Annotated in this window: 17 protein-coding genes; 6 read left to right on the top strand and 11 right to left on the bottom strand. The window is 69.7% G+C overall.

The features are described from left to right. Nucleotides 1-8: 8 nt before the first annotated feature. Entirely contained in the window at nucleotides 9-446 is a 438-nt protein-coding gene (locus H521_RS0109030; protein ID WP_022892703.1) for a DUF1801 domain-containing protein, read from the top strand. Here the strand turns inward: H521_RS0109030 and H521_RS0109035 are convergent. Continuing rightward, complete coding sequence (locus H521_RS0109035; RefSeq protein ID WP_022892704.1) at nucleotides 443-1,621, bottom strand: NAD(P)-binding domain-containing protein; 1,179 nt, start codon at nucleotides 1,619-1,621, stop codon at nucleotides 443-445. The two genes, H521_RS0109030 and H521_RS0109035, sit on opposite strands and share 4 nt — an antisense overlap. Nucleotides 1,622-1,893: 272 nt before the next feature. On the opposite strand from H521_RS0109035, the gene H521_RS0109040 reads away from it, so the two are divergent. Next, the gene (locus tag H521_RS0109040) at nucleotides 1,894-2,100 is read left to right on the top strand and encodes a DUF3073 domain-containing protein (protein ID WP_026482105.1); all 207 of its coding nucleotides are present in this window, start codon (nucleotides 1,894-1,896) and stop codon (nucleotides 2,098-2,100) included. Between the two features lie 52 nt (nucleotides 2,101-2,152). Here H521_RS0109040 and H521_RS0109050 read toward each other — a convergent pair whose 3' ends face one another. After that, nucleotides 2,153-2,920 (bottom strand): LLM class flavin-dependent oxidoreductase, encoded by a 768-nt coding sequence (locus tag H521_RS0109050; protein ID WP_022892705.1) that lies wholly within the window; start codon nucleotides 2,918-2,920, stop codon nucleotides 2,153-2,155. Between the two features lie 5 nt (nucleotides 2,921-2,925). Further along, nucleotides 2,926-4,044 (bottom strand): phosphoribosylformylglycinamidine cyclo-ligase, encoded by a 1,119-nt coding sequence (purM, locus tag H521_RS0109055; protein WP_022892706.1) that lies wholly within the window; start codon nucleotides 4,042-4,044, stop codon nucleotides 2,926-2,928. 69 nt (nucleotides 4,045-4,113) lie between these two features. On the opposite strand from purM, the gene H521_RS0109060 reads away from it, so the two are divergent. Then, complete coding sequence (locus H521_RS0109060) at nucleotides 4,114-4,725, top strand: hypothetical protein (protein ID WP_022892707.1); 612 nt, start codon at nucleotides 4,114-4,116, stop codon at nucleotides 4,723-4,725. 13 nt (nucleotides 4,726-4,738) lie between these two features. On the opposite strand, the gene H521_RS22485 is transcribed toward H521_RS0109060, so the two are convergent. Next, complete coding sequence (locus tag H521_RS22485) at nucleotides 4,739-5,665, bottom strand: SDR family oxidoreductase (RefSeq protein ID WP_084512219.1); 927 nt, start codon at nucleotides 5,663-5,665, stop codon at nucleotides 4,739-4,741. Here H521_RS22485 and H521_RS24995 point away from each other — a divergent pair. Both H521_RS24995 and H521_RS0109075 read left to right on the top strand, forming a co-directional pair. Next, the gene (locus H521_RS24995) at nucleotides 5,655-6,278 is read left to right on the top strand and encodes a TetR/AcrR family transcriptional regulator (protein WP_022892709.1); all 624 of its coding nucleotides are present in this window, start codon (nucleotides 5,655-5,657) and stop codon (nucleotides 6,276-6,278) included. The two genes, H521_RS22485 and H521_RS24995, sit on opposite strands and share 11 nt — an antisense overlap. A 23-nt stretch (nucleotides 6,279-6,301) precedes the next feature. Further along, nucleotides 6,302-6,733, top strand: a complete 432-nt coding sequence (locus H521_RS0109075) for a PaaI family thioesterase (RefSeq protein ID WP_022892710.1) — start codon at nucleotides 6,302-6,304, stop codon at nucleotides 6,731-6,733. A gap of 31 nt (nucleotides 6,734-6,764) precedes the next feature. Here H521_RS0109075 and H521_RS0109080 read toward each other — a convergent pair whose 3' ends face one another. The 6 genes from H521_RS0109080 to H521_RS0109105 all read right to left on the bottom strand — a co-directional run bounded on the left by H521_RS0109080 (nucleotide 6,765) and on the right by H521_RS0109105 (nucleotide 14,624). Further along, nucleotides 6,765-9,008, bottom strand: coding sequence for a glycoside hydrolase family 31 protein (locus H521_RS0109080; protein ID WP_022892711.1), 2,244 nt, complete (start codon nucleotides 9,006-9,008; stop codon nucleotides 6,765-6,767). Next, nucleotides 9,005-10,159, bottom strand: coding sequence for a glycoside hydrolase family 15 protein (locus H521_RS0109085; protein WP_022892712.1), 1,155 nt, complete (start codon nucleotides 10,157-10,159; stop codon nucleotides 9,005-9,007). The genes H521_RS0109080 and H521_RS0109085 overlap by 4 nt, the downstream gene beginning before the upstream one ends. An 84-nt stretch (nucleotides 10,160-10,243) precedes the next feature. Next, nucleotides 10,244-11,488 (bottom strand): ABC transporter substrate-binding protein, encoded by a 1,245-nt coding sequence (locus H521_RS0109090; RefSeq protein WP_022892713.1) that lies wholly within the window; start codon nucleotides 11,486-11,488, stop codon nucleotides 10,244-10,246. A gap of 79 nt (nucleotides 11,489-11,567) precedes the next feature. Continuing rightward, the gene (locus H521_RS0109095; RefSeq protein ID WP_022892714.1) at nucleotides 11,568-12,461 is read right to left on the bottom strand and encodes a carbohydrate ABC transporter permease; all 894 of its coding nucleotides are present in this window, start codon (nucleotides 12,459-12,461) and stop codon (nucleotides 11,568-11,570) included. Beyond that, nucleotides 12,454-13,419 carry a carbohydrate ABC transporter permease gene (locus H521_RS0109100; RefSeq protein WP_022892715.1) on the bottom strand — a complete coding sequence of 322 codons (966 nt, stop codon included), beginning with the start codon at nucleotides 13,417-13,419 and terminating at the stop codon, nucleotides 12,454-12,456. The genes H521_RS0109095 and H521_RS0109100 overlap by 8 nt, the downstream gene beginning before the upstream one ends. After that, nucleotides 13,416-14,624, bottom strand: coding sequence for an ROK family transcriptional regulator (locus H521_RS0109105; protein ID WP_022892716.1), 1,209 nt, complete (start codon nucleotides 14,622-14,624; stop codon nucleotides 13,416-13,418). Before H521_RS0109105 ends, H521_RS0109100 begins: the two co-directional genes overlap by 4 nt. Nucleotides 14,625-14,806: 182 nt before the next feature. Here H521_RS0109105 and purF point away from each other — a divergent pair, with 182 nt between their 5' ends. Next, nucleotides 14,807-16,264 (top strand): amidophosphoribosyltransferase, encoded by a 1,458-nt coding sequence (gene purF / locus H521_RS0109110; RefSeq protein ID WP_022892717.1) that lies wholly within the window; start codon nucleotides 14,807-14,809, stop codon nucleotides 16,262-16,264. Between the two features lie 78 nt (nucleotides 16,265-16,342). On the opposite strand, the gene H521_RS0109115 is transcribed toward purF, so the two are convergent. After that, nucleotides 16,343-18,124, bottom strand: a complete 1,782-nt coding sequence (locus tag H521_RS0109115; RefSeq protein ID WP_022892718.1) for a glycoside hydrolase family 3 protein — start codon at nucleotides 18,122-18,124, stop codon at nucleotides 16,343-16,345. Nucleotides 18,125-18,146: the final 22 nt, after the last annotated feature.

Genomic DNA, 18,146 nt, shown 5'->3' on the forward strand with positions numbered 1-18,146 from the left:
ATCGCGGCATGGCCACGGACTACACGGATGCCTCGGTGCACGAGTTCGTCGACCGGGTCGCGCACCCGGTGCGGCGCCGTGACGCCGAGACGCTGCTCGAGCTCTTCTCTCGCGTGACGGGCGAGCCGCCGCGCATGTGGGGGCCGTCGATCATCGGGTACGGCGAGTACCACTACAAGTACGACAGCGGCCGCGAGGGCAGTGCCGGCGCCGCAGGGTTCTCGCCGCGCAAGGCCGCGACGACGATCTACTTCCCCGAGGGCGTCGGCGCGCATGCCGAGGCCCTCGCGAAGCTCGGACCGCACACCAGGGGCGTCGGATGCCTCTACCTCAAGAACCTCGAAGACATCGACCTGGGCGTGCTCGAGTCGATGGTGCGCGATTCGTACCGCACCGTCACCGCCGGCACCTTCGGGCAGCGCGCCCGCGACGGCGATCCCGGTTAGAGCATCGCCATGATCTGGCGGGCGATCATGCGCCCGGCGCGGCTCGCGCCGATCGTCGAGGCCTGCGGGCCGTAGCCGGCGAGGAACACGCGCGGGTCGTTCCACGCGGCGCCCTGTCCCACGGTCACGCCGCCGGTCTTCTCGCGAAGCTTCAGCGGCGCGAGGTGCCGCAGATCGGGGCGGAAGCCGGTGGCCCAGATGATCACGTCGGCGCGGGCCAGGCCCGAGTCCTCGCCCTGCCAGACCACCCGGTCTCCCTCGATGCGATCGAACATCGGGCGCGCCACGAGCAGTCCGCGCTCGATGCCGGCCGAGATGCGGCGGCTGCGCGGCACCCCGGTGCCACTCACGATCGACGGCAGTGCGCGACCCGATCGTGCCGCCTCGTCTTGCATCGCGACGGCAGCGGATGCCCCTTCGAGGTCGAGTTCCTGACGATCGAGCCAGTCGATCGGGCGTCGCGAGACCCAGGTGAGCCCCGCCGCGACATCCTCGAGCTCGAGCATGAAGCCGATCGCCGAGGTGCCGCCGCCCACGACGACGACGTGCTTGTCGCGGAAGTCTTCGGCATCGGTGAAGTCGGACGTGTGCAGATGGCGGCCCGCGAACTCGGTCATGCCGGGGTAGTACGGCACGAACGGCGACCCCCACGTGCCCGTGGCGTTCACCAGGAATTGGGTGGCGATCTCGTGCTGCGGCACGACCGGCGCCGCGGGCTCCTCGAAGGTCTTGCGGCGACGGCCGAAGAGGCCGCGCGCCTCTTTCTGCACCTCGAGGAGGGGTTGCGGGGCGAGGTCCTCGTAGCGCACGAGCAGGTCGACGCCGGCGTTCACGACCTGTCGCACGTTCATCGGGCGGCGCACACGCAGGTCGAAGTGCTCCTCGAACCTGCTGTAGTAGTCGGCGACGACCTCTTTCGCCGGCAGGTTGCGGTCGGCGGTGTCGAAGCTGAGGCCGAGTTCGGTCATGCCGGGCAGGTCGTTCACGCGGTGCGCGGTGCCGAGGCGCAGCGACGACCAGCGATGCTGCCAGGCGCCGCCGGGGCCGGGCGCGCGGTCGAGCATGACGAAGTCCTCATCGGCCACGAGCTCGAATCGGCGCAGATAGAAGGCGACCGACAAACCGGCCTGACCGGCGCCGATCACCACGACCTTCACGCGTTCGGGGCTCGTCATCACCTGACAATCTCAGCATGGGTTGCTGTGTGCTCGCAGCACACCAGCCGAACGCCCACCATACGCCCCGGGCACACCCTATGGAGCGTGCCGCCCGCGCTCTACCGCGGCGCCCTGGGCGCACTCCGTCGCGGCGCCCCGGGCGCGCCTGTGGAGGGCGCCGTTCGCTCTCGATCGCGGTGCTAAACTGGCGGTCGGACGAATTCATTTATCAGATGAGCGCCGGGTGAAGACACAATCCCACCCGGCCAGATGTCGTAAGGGGGTCACGCATGGGGCGCGGCCGTCAGAAAGCCAAGCACACCAAAGTCGCTCGGGAGCTGAAGTACTTCAGCCCGAACACCGACTACAACGCGCTTGAGCGCGAGCTCACCACGAGCTCGCCGCATGACGAGTACAGCGAAGAGGCGTCGAAGTGGGCGGAGTATTCCGCTGACGATGACGACACCTACGTCGCGGGCGATGAACAGCGCGCCTGAGCGCGCGCTTCTCATCGCCGATCTCGGGCTCATCACCCTTCTCGCACCGACCTCATTCGGCGTGCGCCAGCCAGTCGGCGGTGCGCTCGACGAAGGCCTCGAGCTCGGCGAGTGATCCGGTCGGCGTGATCGCACGAAGCACCACCTCGTCGACGACGTCGAAGTCGATGAGGTGCTCGCCGTCGGCGAGCGTCGCGTCGAGCGCGCGCATGCCGAGCCGGTCGAAGTTCGCCGCATACGCCGGCACCGCTTCGTAGCGTTCGGCCTCACGCGAGAGCATCGGCTGCGCGTCGGCGTCGGTGATGGTGCGCACGTAGAGCACGCTGCGCGGGCCGGGCCCGCTGCGCGCTCCGGCCGCAGCGCGAAGCTCGCTGGTCGCCTCGGCCGCCGCCGCCGGCGTCAGCCAGTTGAAGAGCACGCCGTCGGCCTGTTCGGCAGCGAGCCGGCGCATGCGCGGCCCGAGCGCGCCGACGACGATCGCCGCCTCACTCACGGCGCGGAGCGCCTCGATGCCGCGCTCGACGAGTGCGAGCGGGTGCGCCACTCGCCCCGAGCCCACGCCGATCGTGGTGCGTTCGACCGGAAGGCCCGCGAGGTCGAGCGTCTCGGCGGGCCGTCGATCGAGGGGGATCACGCCCGTCGCGAGCCCGAGCCCGCCGGTCACGCCGGCCGCGACGCGAAGCCCGGCGAGCGAGTCGCCGCCGGGGATGTCGTTCAGCCAGAGCGCCGAGAACCCGAGCCGCTCGATGCGCGGAGCGAGCGAGCGCACGACCGAGGCGTCGGTGCTGCCCGCGAGCCCGATCGAGACCGCCGCCCGCATGAGCGTCAGCCCGCGTACGAACCGACGAGTCGCACGGCGCCGCCGTCGACGCCCTTGGCGCCCTGCTCCCAGGCATCAACCCCGGCCAGGGCGGCGGGGGTCTCGCCGATCGTCACGGTGCCCGCCTGCCAGGCCGGAAGGCCGAGGGCGTCGAGGGCCGAGATGACGGATGCCGCGGCATCCGCTCGCACGACGGCGAAGAAGCCGATGCCGAGGTTCCAGGTGCCCTCGGTCGACTCGAGCGTCGTGCCGGCCAGTTCGTTGAGCACGCGGAACACCGGCGCGGGCGACCAGGTCGACCGGTCGAGTTCGACCCACGAACCGAGCGGCAGCACGCGGGCGAGGTTCGCGGCGATGCCGCCGCCCGTGACGTGCGAGAGCGAGTGCACGGCATCGCCGTGCGGGCCGGCGAGCAGTTCGACGAGCGGTCCGGTGTAGAGCCGGGTGGGCTCGAGCAGCGCCTCGCCCCACGTGGAACCCAGCTCGGTCGAGGAATCGGTGTACCCGATGCCGGCGGTCGACAGCACGTGCCGCACGAGCGAGAAGCCGTTGGAGTGCAGGCCGCTCGAGGCGATCGCGATGACGGCGTCGCCCGATGCGACCTTCTCGGCGCCGAGCAGGCGGTCGGCCTCGACCACGCCGACCGCTGCGCCCGCGACGTCGTAGTCGTCGGCACCCATGAGCCCCGGGTGCTCGGCGGTCTCGCCGCCGACGAGGGCCGTGCCGGTGTCGGCGCAGGCGCGGGCGATGCCGGTGACGATCGAGGCGATGCGCTCGGGCACGACCTTGCCGCACGCGATGTAGTCGGTCATGAAGAGCGGCTTCGCACCCACCACGACGATGTCGTCGACGACCATGCCCACGAGGTCTTGCCCGATCGTGTCGTGCTTGTCGAGCGCCTGCGCGATGGCGATCTTCGTGCCGACGCCGTCGGTCGAGGTCGCGAGCAGCGGCCGCGTGTAGTCCTTCGCGAACGAGAGGTCGAAGAGGCCGGCGAAACCGCCGACGCCGCCGAGCACATTGGCGTTGTGCGTGGCGGCCACCGCGGACTTCATGAGCTCGACCGCGAGATCACCGGCCCGCGTGTCGACTCCGGCAGCGGCATAGGACGAGTTCGAGGTCACCTGTCAAGCGTACCCGCGCCCCGCGTGCCGAACCGTGCCGTTCTCGTGCCGGCGGACTAAAATACAGCCATGCAGCCTGAGGGCACACCGTCGTGGGTGATCCGTGAGAACGCGAGTCGCCCGGTGCTCCTCGCCCTCTATCTCCGCGAGGTGCTCGCGATCGCCTCCCCCGTCGAGCTCCCGAGATTGCGCGATGTCGGTGCCTTCGGCGATCGACTCGAGATCGACCAGCACGATCTGCTCGAACGCCAGTGGCGTGCCTGGTGGGCGATGACCGTCGAACCCGAGGCGCATCCGTCGCCCGTGCCGCTCGAGCTCGTCGACGCGTTCGAGACCGACGTCGCACTGCCGACCGGCGAGGCCGAGGTGCTCGCCGCCGCGATCGTGCCGCACGCCGAGGCCGCACGGGCCTGGGCCGCTTGGGCCCACGAGGGGTACCGCAAGGCATCCGCGACGCGGCGCGGCGACTCGTATCGCGCCTACGCCGGCACGATCGCCGAACACGAGCGCGAGGTGGGCCGCCGCGCCCACTCCTTCGAACTGAACGTCGAGGTGGTGCCCCTCTCGGCGCCCGGCGTGTGGTGGATCGGCGCGATGACCGTCGCGGTCACCGACTCGCTGCGGTCGGATGCCGCCGCCTTCGACGACGCGATGCACCCGATCATCGCCGAGCTCGCGTAGTCCACGCGATCCGCTACGACCGCGCGAGCTCTCGGGAGGCGTCCACCATCGCACGCACGTCCCGGGGGTGGTAGCGGAGATACACGCGTTGCGGTCGCCCCTTGCGCATGAGTGCATCCGTGCCGCCGTCGCCGTAGATGACTTGGCCGGTGATGAACCGGTTCCGGGGCGAGGCGAGATGCGCGACGAGTTCAGCCACGGGCTCCACCGGCCCCGGCGACCCCAACGGCTGCGGGAGCGCCGTCTGCAAGAGCCGTTGCTGCCGGTGCCACGACGAGACGACCTGCTCGGTGGCGATGATCCCGGGAGCCACCGCGTTCAGGACGATGCCATTGCCTGCCCACTCGGCCGCCACCGCGGCGGAACGCACCCAGAGGTTGAGCGCCATCTTGCTCGATCGGTAGATCTGGCTTCCCCGCCGCGTGCTGACCAGCCGTCGAGCGACGCGTCCGGCCCGCTCCTCATCGCCGCGGAGACAGGCCCGAACCAGGGCGCCGCTGCCCCGGTTGAGGGTCGACGAGGAAGAGATCACCACCGCGGCACCCGCCGGTGATGCGGCCAGGCAGTCACGGAGCCCATCGAGTACCGCGATGGTGCCGAAATAGTTGAGCGCCACCGTGTTCGGCCCTCGATCGTCCATTCCGGCGACGGCGATGACCGCGTCGATTCGACCATCAGTGCGATCGCGCACCTGACGGATGAGGTCGGCTCGACCCACGGGTGTCGCCAGGTCCGCCCGGACATCCACCGATTCGCCGATACCGCACGTGATCACACGAGCGGCGTTGCCGAGTTCGTGCGCGATTGCCCGGCCCAGCCCCGAGTCTGCGCCGGTCACGACGTACGTTCGAGCTTCGTCTGAGGTCTCCACCTTCCCACTCTTGCATGCCATATTGCAGTTCTGCAATATGCGGCCGTAGACTGCCGGGATGGCGACCATGAATCACTATGCAGCCCGAAAGTCGCGCACCCGCAACGCCATCCGGACCAGCGCTGCCCGTCTCTTCGCGGATCGCGGCTACGCACGCACGACGGTCGCGCAGATCGTGGCCGGCGCGAACGTCTCGGAACGGACCTTCTTCGTGCACTTCGCGTCGAAAGAGGACCTTCTCTTCGCCCACGTGCACGAGTTCGCTGAGGTTGCCTGGGCGGTTGCCGATTCGACGCCCTCGCCGCACCCGGTCGATCGCGTGAGGGCTGCCGTCGCCGCGCTGGTCGACGCGGCGTGCACGGACGAGGCACTCCGAGACCAAGCCAGCGCGCGCGCGGCCCTCAGCCTCAACGGCCTGATCCCCGCCTCCCTCGCACGACAGCTCGTCGAGCTGGCGAGCGAGCTCACACTCCGAGTCGCCCGCGGAACTGCATCGCCCGCTGCCGATGTCGCACCGATGGTTGGGGCGGCGATCGGAGCGGTCGAGGCCGCTGGCCTCGTCGGCGCGGATGAGGCCGTGGATTCGCACGAGCTGCACCGTCGCATGATGGACGCGCTCGACGCGTCGCTCGTCGGCTTCGGTCGCACGCGGGGTCACATCACGGGAGCCGCGCCCGTGTGATCGGTCGTGCCAGACTCGACCCCATGAGCATCTGGTTCGGCGAGCCCTCGTTGGAGTGGGCGAATTCACGAGACGACACCATGATCCGGGCGATTGGCATCGAGATGACCGAGGTCACGGAGCACTCGCTCAAGGGGCGCATGCCGGTCGACCACCGCACCCGCCAGCCCGGCGGGGTGCTGCACGGCGGGGCATCCGTCGCCTTCGCAGAGACGCTCGCGAGCTGGGGCGCGAGCTTCACCGTCGACCCGGAGAAGAACTACTGCGTCGGCATGGAGATCAACGCGAACCACATGCGCCCCGTCGCCGACGGCTGGGTCTACGGCGAGGCCACTCCGCTCACGCGCGGCCGCACCACGCAGGTCTGGGACATCAGGATCACGGATGCCGCGGGCAAGCTCGTGTGCGTCTCGCGATGCACGATGGCCGTGCTCGCGAAACCCTCCGAGTACTGAGCCTGCGGCACCCGGACTCTCGGGCACGAACTCAGCCGGTGAACACCGGCGCGAGGTCGTCCCACGCAGCGGCCCTGATGTAGACCGCCGCTCGGTCGATCGACACCTCGCGTCGCAGCACCGCGGGTCCCTCGACCGCTTCGCCGGTCCACGCATCGCGCCACGCCCCCGGCGGCAGCGCGACCTCGTGCTCCGCCTCCCCCGCGACCAGCACGGGCGAGACGAAGAGGTCGCGCCCGAGCATCCACTGCAGCGGGTGCGTCCATGCGGTGTCGAGCGCCGGGTGGTCGAAGTACACGGGCCGCATGAGCGGCGATGACGTGCGGATGCTCTGGGCGGCTTCGGCCGCGAGGTACGGCACGAGCCGCTCGCGCAGTTGCGCGAACTCGCGGAAGACCCCGAGCACGCGCTCGTCGCCGCTCTGCTCGGCGATGTTCCACGGCGTGCGGTCACGCGACGGCGTGCGGTGATGGTTGAACTCCGAGTGGTACTGCATGATCGGCACGAACGTCGATGCCGCGGTCGCCCGCAGGTAGAGCTCGGCGTCGGGCAGGTCACCCGAGAATCCGGCGAGATCCCAGCCCCAGTAGAGAATTCCGCTCGCCGCCGCCGAGAGCCCCGCGAACATCGACCAGCGGAACGCGTCCCACGTCGAGTTCTCGTCGCCGGCCCAGAACGCGCCGTGCGCCTGCGAACCGGCGAACCCGGCGCGACTGAACGTGACGGGCGCCTTGCCCGAGGAACGGAGCAGGTCGCCGTACGCCTTCGCGTAGGCGACCGGGAAGCGATTGTTCGCCTCATCGCCGCGCGTGCCGTCGAGATACCCGAGCTCTCGGCCCCACGCGTGTTCGCCGCCGTCGGTCTTGAACCCGTCGATGCCGACCTCGTCGACGAGGTAGCGCCGTTTCTCGGTCCACCAAGCCGCTGCGCGATCGTCGGTGAGGTCGGGCATGTACGACAGCGGGAACCACCAGCCGCGGTTCCGGTACGGGCGGAGCGCGCCGCGAGCGTCGGGCTCCCTGATGAGCACCCCCTCGCGAACGGCCGCGCGAGCGTCGGCCTTCGCCTGCCCCGCAGGGTGTGGTCGGAGCTTCATGAGGGGAATCTGCCAGAGGTGCACCCGGATGTCGCGGGCATGCAGTTCATCGACCATGCCCTTCGGGTCGGGCCACGCCCCGTCTTCGGGGAACTCGAAGTCGGCGAGCCGATGCGGGGCACCGTCCTCGGTCACGGCGTAGCGGGAATCGCGGAACGCGGTGAACGTGCTCTCGTCGCTCCACGCCTCGATCACGACCGAGCCGACCGGCACGTCGTGCCCGCGGTGCAGGTCCATCTGCCGCATGACCTCGGCCTGCGTGTTCCATTCGTTGCCACTCGCCCAGAGCCGGAACACCCAGTCGGGCAACTGCTCGGGGCGACCGACCTCGTCGAGGAACGCGTCGAGCACCTCGGTGGGCGTGCCGCCGTAGAACGCGGTCGTCACCGCCGGCTCGCCGATCGGGGCATCCGTCTCGACCTCGACGAACATCGTGTCGGTGGCGCTCGCCCCCAGGTCGAACTGCACCCGGCGCGAGGTCCGCACGTGGAAGCCCCAGCCATCGCCGCCGACGACGTGCGCGAACGGCATCGGCAGGTACGTCTTGCGCTCGGCGCCCTGGCTCTTGTACTGCTCGAAGACGACCGAGTCGAGCTCGCTGCCGCGGTGGTCGAGGGCGTCGAACCGCTCGCCGAATCCGGTGACGTGTTCGCCCGGCTCGAGCGGGACCGCGAACCGCACTCGGCGCACGCGCTCGCCATCGGTGAGCGTGGCGACGCTGCCCGCCACGATACGGCGGGTGCCGGTCGACGCGACGACGTCGTCGGGTGCGGGCTGCCAGCCGAAGACGGGCGTCTCGAACCAGCGGGTGTGCTGCGCTGCGCCCTCGGCGGTGCGCCCGCTCAGTCGGTAACGGAGGTGGCTGCCCGCCTCTGGGGCATCGATCGCGAGCGCCCAGCCGCCTGCGGCGCGCGCGAGCCGCGCTTGAGCGGAGGCGAGATGGCCGCCGTCGACCGTCTGGCCGCGCGAGGTGCGGGCGATGCGGTCGAGCGGCATCCGCTCGCGGTGTCGTTCGCCGCTCGGATCGACGACGACGAGCTCAGCTTCGACCTCGACGATGTCGGGGGTCGCACGTGCACCGATCGCCAGCGATTCGCCGGCGACCGGGTCGATCGGCCAGCGCTGCTCGGTGTCGACCGAGTACGGGTGCCCCGATCCGAACGGGCGATGGCGAATCATGCCGATGCCTCCAACTCGACCGAGAGGCGCATCACCATCGCGTGGCTCCAGAGCAAGGGTTGCGCGACCGGCCCCCAGCGCTCGACCCACTCGTCGACACGATCGGGTGCGAGGAGATGCCCGCCGACCTGCTCGGGCAGGGAGCCGTCGTCGCCTGCGGTCGCCACGGCCCAATCGAGGAGCTCGCGCGCGCGGTCGGCGTTGCCGGAGCGGAGCTGGGCGAGCCCGAGCACGCATGACAGCAAGGGCCACCGGCCGCCGCCGTAGAAGGTGTCCTCGCGATAGCGGTGCACCCCACCGTCGACCGTGAGGTCGCGTTCGATCGCCGCGATCGTGGCGCGACCCAGATCGGATCCGGCCGGAACGACGTCGAGCAGGCCGACGACGGCTGCAAGGCTCGCATCGACGGCGGCGGAGCCGACCCACTTGGCGAGATGACCGTCGACGACGCCGTCGGTGAGCAGCATCCGGCTGATCTCCGCTTCGGCCGCGACGGCCGCGGCTTCTCGCTCGGCATCGAGCACTCCGACGGCGACGGCCTCGCGAAGTCCGGCCGCGATGCATCCGAGCGTGGAGACGTGCACGTGCATGGCGTGCTCCTCCCACCAGTCGAAGCACGGGCGCTGCCATGAGACGCAGAGATAGTCGACGGTGAGGGCGATCGCGTCGGCCCAGCGCGAGGCATCCGTGCCGTGCCGGCGCACATGCTGCCCCACCGCCCAGAGCCACGTGCCGTACCCGTCGAGCTGGAAGTCCCACCACTCGTCGTCGCCGGCCTGGCCGTCGAACGTGAACCGCGTCGACAGCATCGCGGTGTCGGCGACGGGCACGCCGGCCCGGGCGGCCTCGACGATCGCCGTCACGTCGGCGGCGCGTGCGTCGAGCACCGCGGCGCACCAGTCGAAGAACCGCGCCGCCGATTCCGCCCGGCCGTAGCTCGACATGCCGTCGGCGATGAACGCGCCGTCTCGGAACCAGCTGTAGCCGGTGTACGCCGAGAAGGTCGGACTCGCCGGATAGGCACCCCCTGCATGCTGGAGCGATGCGATGAGGTCGGCGCTCGATTCGGCGAGCGCGGCGATCGCGGTGTTCGCGGTGCGCGCCGCTGGCGCGCCGGTCGGTGCCGGTTGGTCGATCTTCGGCAGGGTCATCCGTCTGCTGCTTTCATGCTCGTTCGTGGGTGGTCCTGTGCTTCGTCGGGCCGAGGCCGGCACTGCGCCCCGGCCCGACGCTTCTCAGCCGCCGATGGCGGCGTTGATGCGCTCTTCGGCCGAGCTGAGCGCTTCTTCGACGGACTTGCGGCCCGACTGCGCTTCCACGAGTTCCTCGGTCATGATGTCCTGCATCTCCTGCTGGCCCTCAGCCACCACGGGCGGCAGCGCGACCTGCTCGAGCGAGTCGAAGACGGCCTGCCGGTTCTCGGGGGTGCCGAGCTCGAGGTAGCTCGCGAGCGCTGCTTCGTCGGACGTCGCCGGCAGTTCCCATCCGGATTCGAGGCGAGCCTCGACCATGACCTCGCTCGACGTGAGGAACTCGGCGAACTTCGCGGCCGCCTCGACGTGGTCGGACTCGGCGGAGACGCCGACGGCGTTCGAGAACAGGGCGCTCGCCTGCTCGGTGTTGCCGGGCTCGACGGCGATGTCCCAGCCGAACGGAACGTCGGCGAAGGCGCCGAACATCCAGATTCCGGTGTGCAGCATGCCGAGCTTGCCGTCGGTGAACAGGGTCGTGTCGAAGTCGGGAGTGCCCTGCCCCGCTTCGATCGTCGGCATCACGGTGCCGCTCTTGCCGACCAGCCACTCGGCGGCTTCGATGCCCTCGGGCGAGTTGAAGGCGGTCTTCGTGCCGCTCTTGTCGAGGAACTCGCCGCCGTTCTGCGCCAGCACCTTGTAGAACTCGTAGAAGCTCACCGGCTGGTGGTCGCCCCACGCACCTGCCGCGGCGTCGGTGAGCTTCTCGGCCGCGGCCTGCTCCTCGGCCCAGGTCCAGTCGGAGGTCGGGTACTCGAGCCCCGCCGCGTCGAAGAGGTCGCGGTTGTAGAACAGCACAACGGTCGAGAACGAGCTCGGGAGTGCGTACTGCACGCCATCGGTCTGATAGGCATCGAGCACACTCTGGCGATACGCGTCGGGGGCCTCGACGGGCAGCTCCGCCAGAACGCCGTTGGCCTGGTACTGGGCGTAATTCGAGTACTCGATGTCGAACACGTCGGCGACGGTGCCTGCTGCGAGGTCGGTCTGCAGCGCCGTGCCGTAGTCGGCGTACGGGAGCGTGGTGACCTCGACGGTGATGTCGGGATTCTCCTCTTCGAACGCGGCGACGATCTTCTCGAGGTTCTCTTCGTTGCCGTCGTTGGAGATGAAGTTCGTGTAGGTGATCGTGACGTCACCGGACTCCTGGTCCCCGCCGGCGGCGCAACCGCTCAGGGTGAGCGCGACGGCGGCAGCGAGGCCGACCGTTGCGAGTGCTGTGGTCCTCATGATGGGTATCTCCTTCGATATGGGTGAGGCGGAGTGGATGGTGCGGTGCATGGGTCGGGTGGCGACCGACGCCGGCCGACTACTTCAAGCCGGCATTGGCGACACCCTGGATCACGTACTTCTGGGCGAAGAGATAGATGGCGAGCATCGGCAGGATGCTGATCACCGAACCGGCCATGACGATGTCCCACTGCGTGGTGAACTGGCCCTGCAGGCCGGCGAGTGCAACCGGCAGCGTCTGCAATTCCGGCGAGCGCAGCACGACGAGCGGCCAGAGGAAGCTGTTCCAGCTGCCCATGAACGCGAAGACCGCGAGGGTGGCGAGGGCCGGCCGGATGTTCGGGAGGATCACCGTCCAGAAGATCCGGAAGTGGCCGGCGCCGTCGAGGGCGGCGGCCTCATCGAGCTCGATCGGCACCTGGTTCATCGCCTGCCGCAGCAGGAAGATGCCGAAGGCGGCCGCGAATGTCGGCAGCAGCGCGCCGAGGTAGGTGTCGACGAGTCCGAACGCCTTCAGCTCGGCGAACAGCGGCACGACGAGCACCTGCAGTGGGATCATCATCGTCGCGAGGTACACGCCGAACACGACCGTGCGGCCCGGGAACGGCAGACGGCTGAAGGCGTAGGCGGCCGTCGCACTCGTGAAGAGCTGCACGAGGGTCGTGACGACGGCGAGCAGCATGCTGTTTCCGACGACCCTCGCGAACGGCACCTGCTGGAAGAGCTGCACGTAGGCGTCGAAGCCCGGGTCGGCCGGCAGGAGCGACGGCGTCGAGCCGAGCCCGCTGCCCGGGCTCAGCGAGGTGACGAGCGTCCAGTAGAACGGGAAGAACATCACGAGCGCGCCGATCACCATCACGGTGTGCAGCAGTACGCTGCGTCCCATCGCGGCACGTGCCGCGGCGGTGCGTGCCGCGACGGTGCGTGCCGCGACGGTGCGGGGCCCGGTCGCTCGAAGCGTCGTCTCAGCCATAGTTCACCCACTTGCGTTGGCCGCGGATCTGCACGACCGTGACCGCGAGGATCACGATGAAGAGCAGCCACGAGAGAGCGGATGCCTCGCCGGCCTTGCCATACCGGAAGGTGAGGTCGTAGATCTGCTGCACGACCACCTGGGTCGCGCCACCCGGCCCGCCCCCGGTCATCGCGTAGACCTGGTCGAAGACCTGGAACCCGTTGATGAGCGAGATCACGACGACGAAGAACGTGGCAGGCGACAAGAGCGGGAGGGTGATGGAGAAGAGCCGACGCCACCAGCCCGCGCCGTCGACGCGTGCCGCATCGACGAGTCCGGGGTCGATCGCCTGGAGCCCGGCGAGCAGGATCACCATGACGAAGCCGAGATCCTTCCACGCCGAAGCGAGGATGATCGACGGCATCGCCCATGCCGGATCCGACCACCATCCGGGCCCCTCGATGCCGAAGAAGCCGAGCACCGTGTTCACCACGCCGTTGCTGGGGTTCAGGAGCCATCGCCAGACGAGGGCGACGACGATCCAGCTCGTGATGACCGGCAGGAAGTAGATCCCGCGCAACAGCGTGCGGCCGCGGAGCGCCGTGTTCAGCGCGAGCGCGATCGCGAGACCGCCGACGTACACGAGCGGCAGATAGCCGACGATGTAGTACACGGTGTGCAGGAAGACGTCGCCCGTCGCGGGATCCGTGAGCAGGGTCGCGTAGTTGTCGAGCCCGACCCATTTCGCCGGCGAGAGCAGGTTCCACTCGGTGAGGCTGATCCATGCGGCCGCCACCATCGGGCCGAGCACGAAGAGCACGAGCGGGATGGCACTCGGCAGCATGAAGGCGAGCACTGTGAGCGCGTAGCGACGCCGCGACCCACGGGCCGACGGATGTCGCGGAGCGACGCCGGTCGCCGAAGACGATGATCCACCGTCGATCTCGGCGGCCGCCGCTCCGACGAGGGCGGTCATGATCTGCCCGCTTGCTCGACGAGCCGGGCGCGGATCAGCCGGCCCTGGTCGCCCGAGGCGCCGGCCGAGTCGAACGGCGTCGCGAGCACGAGCGCCGCGGCTCCCTGCGCCCAGCTCTCGTCCTGCCAGGTCTCGACCTCGACCGGGAGGCTGCGCCGGTGCCGAAGGAGGTGCGAGCGGAACGACGGCTCGAAGCCGTGCGCCCAGTGACGCCACGATGTCGTTCCCTCGCCCAGCACGATGACGAGCGCTGGATCGATCATGTGCACGACGCCGGCGAGGGTGCGGCCGAGCAGCCGACCGGCGTCATCGAAGACTGCGAGCGCGCGATCGTCACCGGATTCTGCGGCCGCGTGCAGCTCGGCGATGCGGTCATCGGCGGCGATCACGCCGAGCTCGCGGGCACGGGCGACGAGAGCTGCTTCGCCGATGTAGGCCTCGAGGCATCCGTCGTTGCCGCAGCTGCAGCGCGGACCGTCGTCGCTGATCGGGATGTGCCCGATCTCGCCTGCGCCGCCCGAGGCGGCCCGGAGCACGCTCCCGTCGACCACGATGCCTGCGCCGATACCAGTGCCGATCGTGACCACGAGGAAGTTGTCGTGTGCGCGACCGAGCCCGAAGAGACGCTCGGCGACGGCGAGCGCGTTGACATTGTTCTCGACGATCACCGGCAGGTCGAGGGCGCGGCGAAGCGCGCGGCCGAGTTCGACGCCCGACCAGCCGAGCTGTGGCGCGTCGACGATGCCGTCTCCCGGCAGGTCGACGCTGCCGGGCACGCCGACGCCGATGCCGAGGAGCGTCGCGCCCGTTCCGTCGGCGATGAACGCCTGGATGCGTGCGATCAGCTCGGCGAGGGAGACGCTCGATGCGGCGTCGTACGGCACGCTCGCCGAGCGCAGGACCCGCCCGTCGATACCCACCTCGACGAATGCGACATGATCGGCGACGACCTTCACCCCGATGGCGCGGCCCGATGACGCCGCGAGGCCGAGCATCCGTGCAGGGCGTCCGCCGTTCGAGGGCGCCTGCTCGAGTTCGACCACCAGTCCGTCGACGATGAGGTCCTTCACGAGCTGGGTCATGAGGGCCGGGGAGACGGCGAGCACGCGGGCGAGATCGGCGCGGGAGGCGGGGCCGTTGGCACCGAGCTGCGCGAGGATCGCCGAGCGGTTCAGATCGGTGCGCAAGGTGGAGCGGATCGCCATTGAGTCCTCGGAGTGTTCGGTCGTGCAGATGTGAGTTAATTTAGACCTAAATAAACCCCAGAAGCAAGACCTCGCGGCGAATCCGCACGCGAGACCGCGCCCGGCATTCACCCATCAGAGGTATGGGAGGATTGATTGTCCTGCTCGGACACTTCCCCCACCTTCGAGGAGCCATCGCTCGCATGTGCGGCATCGTCGGCATCGTCTCCACTGAACCGGCCAACCAGCAGATCTACGACAGCCTGCTCCTGCTGCAGCACCGCGGTCAGGACTCGACCGGCATCGCGACCGCCGACGGGCCGGTGTTCCACATGGCCAAGGCGCGCGGCCAGGTGCGCGAGGCGTTCCGCACCCGCGACATGCGCTCGCTGATCGGCAACATCGGCCTCGGTCACGTGCGGTACACGACGAAGGGCGCCGCCGAGCGCGAAGAAGAGGCGCAGCCGTTCTACGTGAACGCGCCCTACGGCATCATCCTCGTGCACAACGGAAACCTCACGAACACCCGCGAGCTCTCAGAAGACCTGTTCCGCATCGACCGCCGGCACGTCAACTCGACGAGCGACACCGAGATGCTGCTCAACGTGCTCGCCACCGAGCTGCAGACCCAGATCACCGGCCTCGACCTCGACCCCGACCAGGTCTTCACGGCGGTCGAGCAGGTGCACGAGCGCGTCGAGGGCTCCTACGCCGTCATCGCGCTCATCGCCGGCTACGGCCTGCTCGCGTTCCGCGACCCGTTCGGCATCCGCCCGCTCATCCTGGGCCGGCGCACCGCCGACAACGGCCGAGACGAGTGGATCGTGGCATCCGAATCGCTCGTGCTCGAATCGGGCGGCTACGAGATCGTGCGCGACGTGCGACCCGGCGAGGCCATCTTCATCGGCCTCGACGGCCAGATGATCTCGCGGCAATGCGCGAAGAACGCGCAGCTCGTGCCGTGCTCGTTCGAGTACGTCTACCTCGCCCGCCCCGACTCGATCATGAACGGCATCTCGGTCTACGAGGCGCGACTGCGCATGGGCGACCGGCTCGCGACGACCATCGAGACGTACATGGACAAGGGCGACATCGACGTCGTCATGCCCATTCCCGACTCATCGCGCCCGGCCGCGATGCAGGTCGCGCAGAAGCTCGGCATCGAATACCGCGAGGGGTTCTACAAGAACCGCTACGTCGGCCGCACGTTCATCATGCCCGGCCAGGCCGAGCGCAAGCGCTCGGTGCGCCAGAAGCTCAACGCCATGGGCACCGAGTTCAAGGGCAAGAACATCCTCATCGTCGACGACTCGATCGTGCGCGGCACGACCTCGAAAGAGATCGTCGAGATGGCCCGTGCCGCCGGCGCCAACAAGGTCACGTTCACCTCGGCAGCACCGCCCGTGCGCTTCCCGCACGTCTACGGCATCAACATGCCGAGCCGCGAAGAGCTCATCGCCTACGGCCGCAAGATCCCCGAGATCGCCGCCGAGCTGAGCGCCGACCACATGATCTACCAAGAGGTCGCCGACCTCCAGGCCGCGATCACCGACGGCACCTCGATCGAGCAGCTCGACCTCTCGTGCTTCACGGGCGAGTACGTCACCGGCACCGTCACCGAGGAGTACCTCGGCTGGGTGGAGCGCACGCAGCTCAGCTGACGCGAAACGGCGAGCGGATGCCGCGGCATCCGCTCGCCGTTGTGCGCGCCGTGTCGTCGGCGCGCCGGCCGGCGCGACTCAGGCCGTGAGGCGGCCCTCGGTGGTGCCCTCGAGGCCGAGCGTGCGCTGCAGCCCGAACCCGGTGCGGAAGAGCGGGTCCGCCGTGTCGAACGGCACGTCCTCGCGCGAGGCCTCGACCGCAGCCATCGACGACGGCAGGTCGAACGGCAGGGTGCCGCTGAATGCCGCCCGCCCGGTGAACGCGTCGAGCACCACGGCGTCGCTCGCACCGAAGTCGCCGACGACGACCGCCGCGATGTCGAGCAACGGGGTGAGCACGGCCGGTCGCTCGAGGTAGACCGACACGTACACCGGCGCGTGCTCGGCATAGCGGCGCATCCGTTCGACGACCTCGCCGGTGAAGGCGAGGCTGCCGCCGCGGAAGAAGTCGCCGAGCGATCCGCGCCCGGGTTCGAACGGCGAGTCGAGTCGCACGAGCACGGCGTCGGCCTGATCGAGCTCGTCGACCGCGACGAGATCGGCGGCCGGCAGCGCATCGGGCGACACGCCGTCGAGCAGCACGCGCGAGCCGGCAGCGAGCGCACGCGCGCCGTGGTTCTCTGCGAGCAGCACGAGTGAGGCCCGCTGGGCGGCGACGCCGCGCTCGAAGAACACGGGCGAACCGCACTCCGCACGCGCGGCCTCGGTGTCGACCCGGCGGTGCTCGAAAGCGCCGAGCTGGAACTTCTCGTGCAGCAGGCGACGCACCGACTCGTCGATGCGCGCCTCGGTGATGCGGCCCGAATCGACGAGTTCCTCGACGAGCGCCGGGTTCCGGTCGCCGCCGAACTGGTCGACGCCCACGTCGATAGCGATCGCGGCGCGCTCGACCGGCGTGAGGTGCTCGAGGCCCCAGCCGTTGGGGCCGAACTCGAGCCCGGCGACGCTCTCGCTCTCGAGCAGATTCCAATCCGTCACGACGATGCCGTCGAAGCCGAGGCGGCGGCGAAGGATGTCGCGGACGACGGGCGCGTTGAACGCGAAGCCCACCTCTTCCCACTCGGTGCCGACGGGCTTGCCGTAGTACGTCATGACCTGCGTGGCGCCGGCTGCGAAGGCGCGCGTGAACGGCTCGAGATGCAGCTCCTGCATTCCGCCGGGGTACACCTGCTCTGGGTAGCGCGGGTCGTGCGCGTCGTCGCCGTTCAGTTGCGGGCCGCCGCCCGGGAAGTGCTTGACCACGGCAGCGACCGAGTCGGGCCCGAGCTCGGTGCCGCCGCGCAACGCCTCGATGAAGGCGACCGTCAGTTCGGCCACCCGCTCGGGGTGCTCGCCGAACGTGCCGGAGCCGCGTGACCAGCGCGGCTCGGTGAACAGGTCGGCCATCGGGCCGAGGAACACGCGGATGCCCATCGCGAGCAGTTCGCGGCGCATGGTGTCGCCGAACGATCGCGCAGCGTCGAGGCCGCCGATCGCGGCGATGCCGGGGGCATCCGGCCAGCGCGACAGGCTGTCGAGCGCCTGCCCCGTGAAGAGGTTGCTGCGGAACCCGTGCCTGGGGTCGGTCGACAACGTCACCGGGATGCCGAGCCGGGTTGCCTCGGCGATCTCCTGAAGCGTGTTGTGCCATGCCGCGACGGCCGCGCTGTCCTGCCCGCCGAGCACGTTGAAGTGGCTGATGCCCCGCTCACCGGCGAATCGCTCGGCCGCGGCGATGGCGTCGGCCTCGCTCAGGCCGTCGCCCGCCGGAGCGGTCGAGGGGTGGAACATGAGCGCGGCCTTCTCGGCGACGGTCATGCGGCCCAGCAGGTCGTCGACACGGCGGTCGACGGGCAGGGCGGGGTCACGGTAGTCGTTCATGGGTGTTCTCTTTCTGAAGGTC

Origin of the sequence: Agromyces subbeticus DSM 16689, from assembly GCF_000421565.1 — a bacterium.
GTDB classification, from domain to species: Bacteria; Actinomycetota; Actinomycetes; order Actinomycetales; family Microbacteriaceae; genus Agromyces; species Agromyces subbeticus.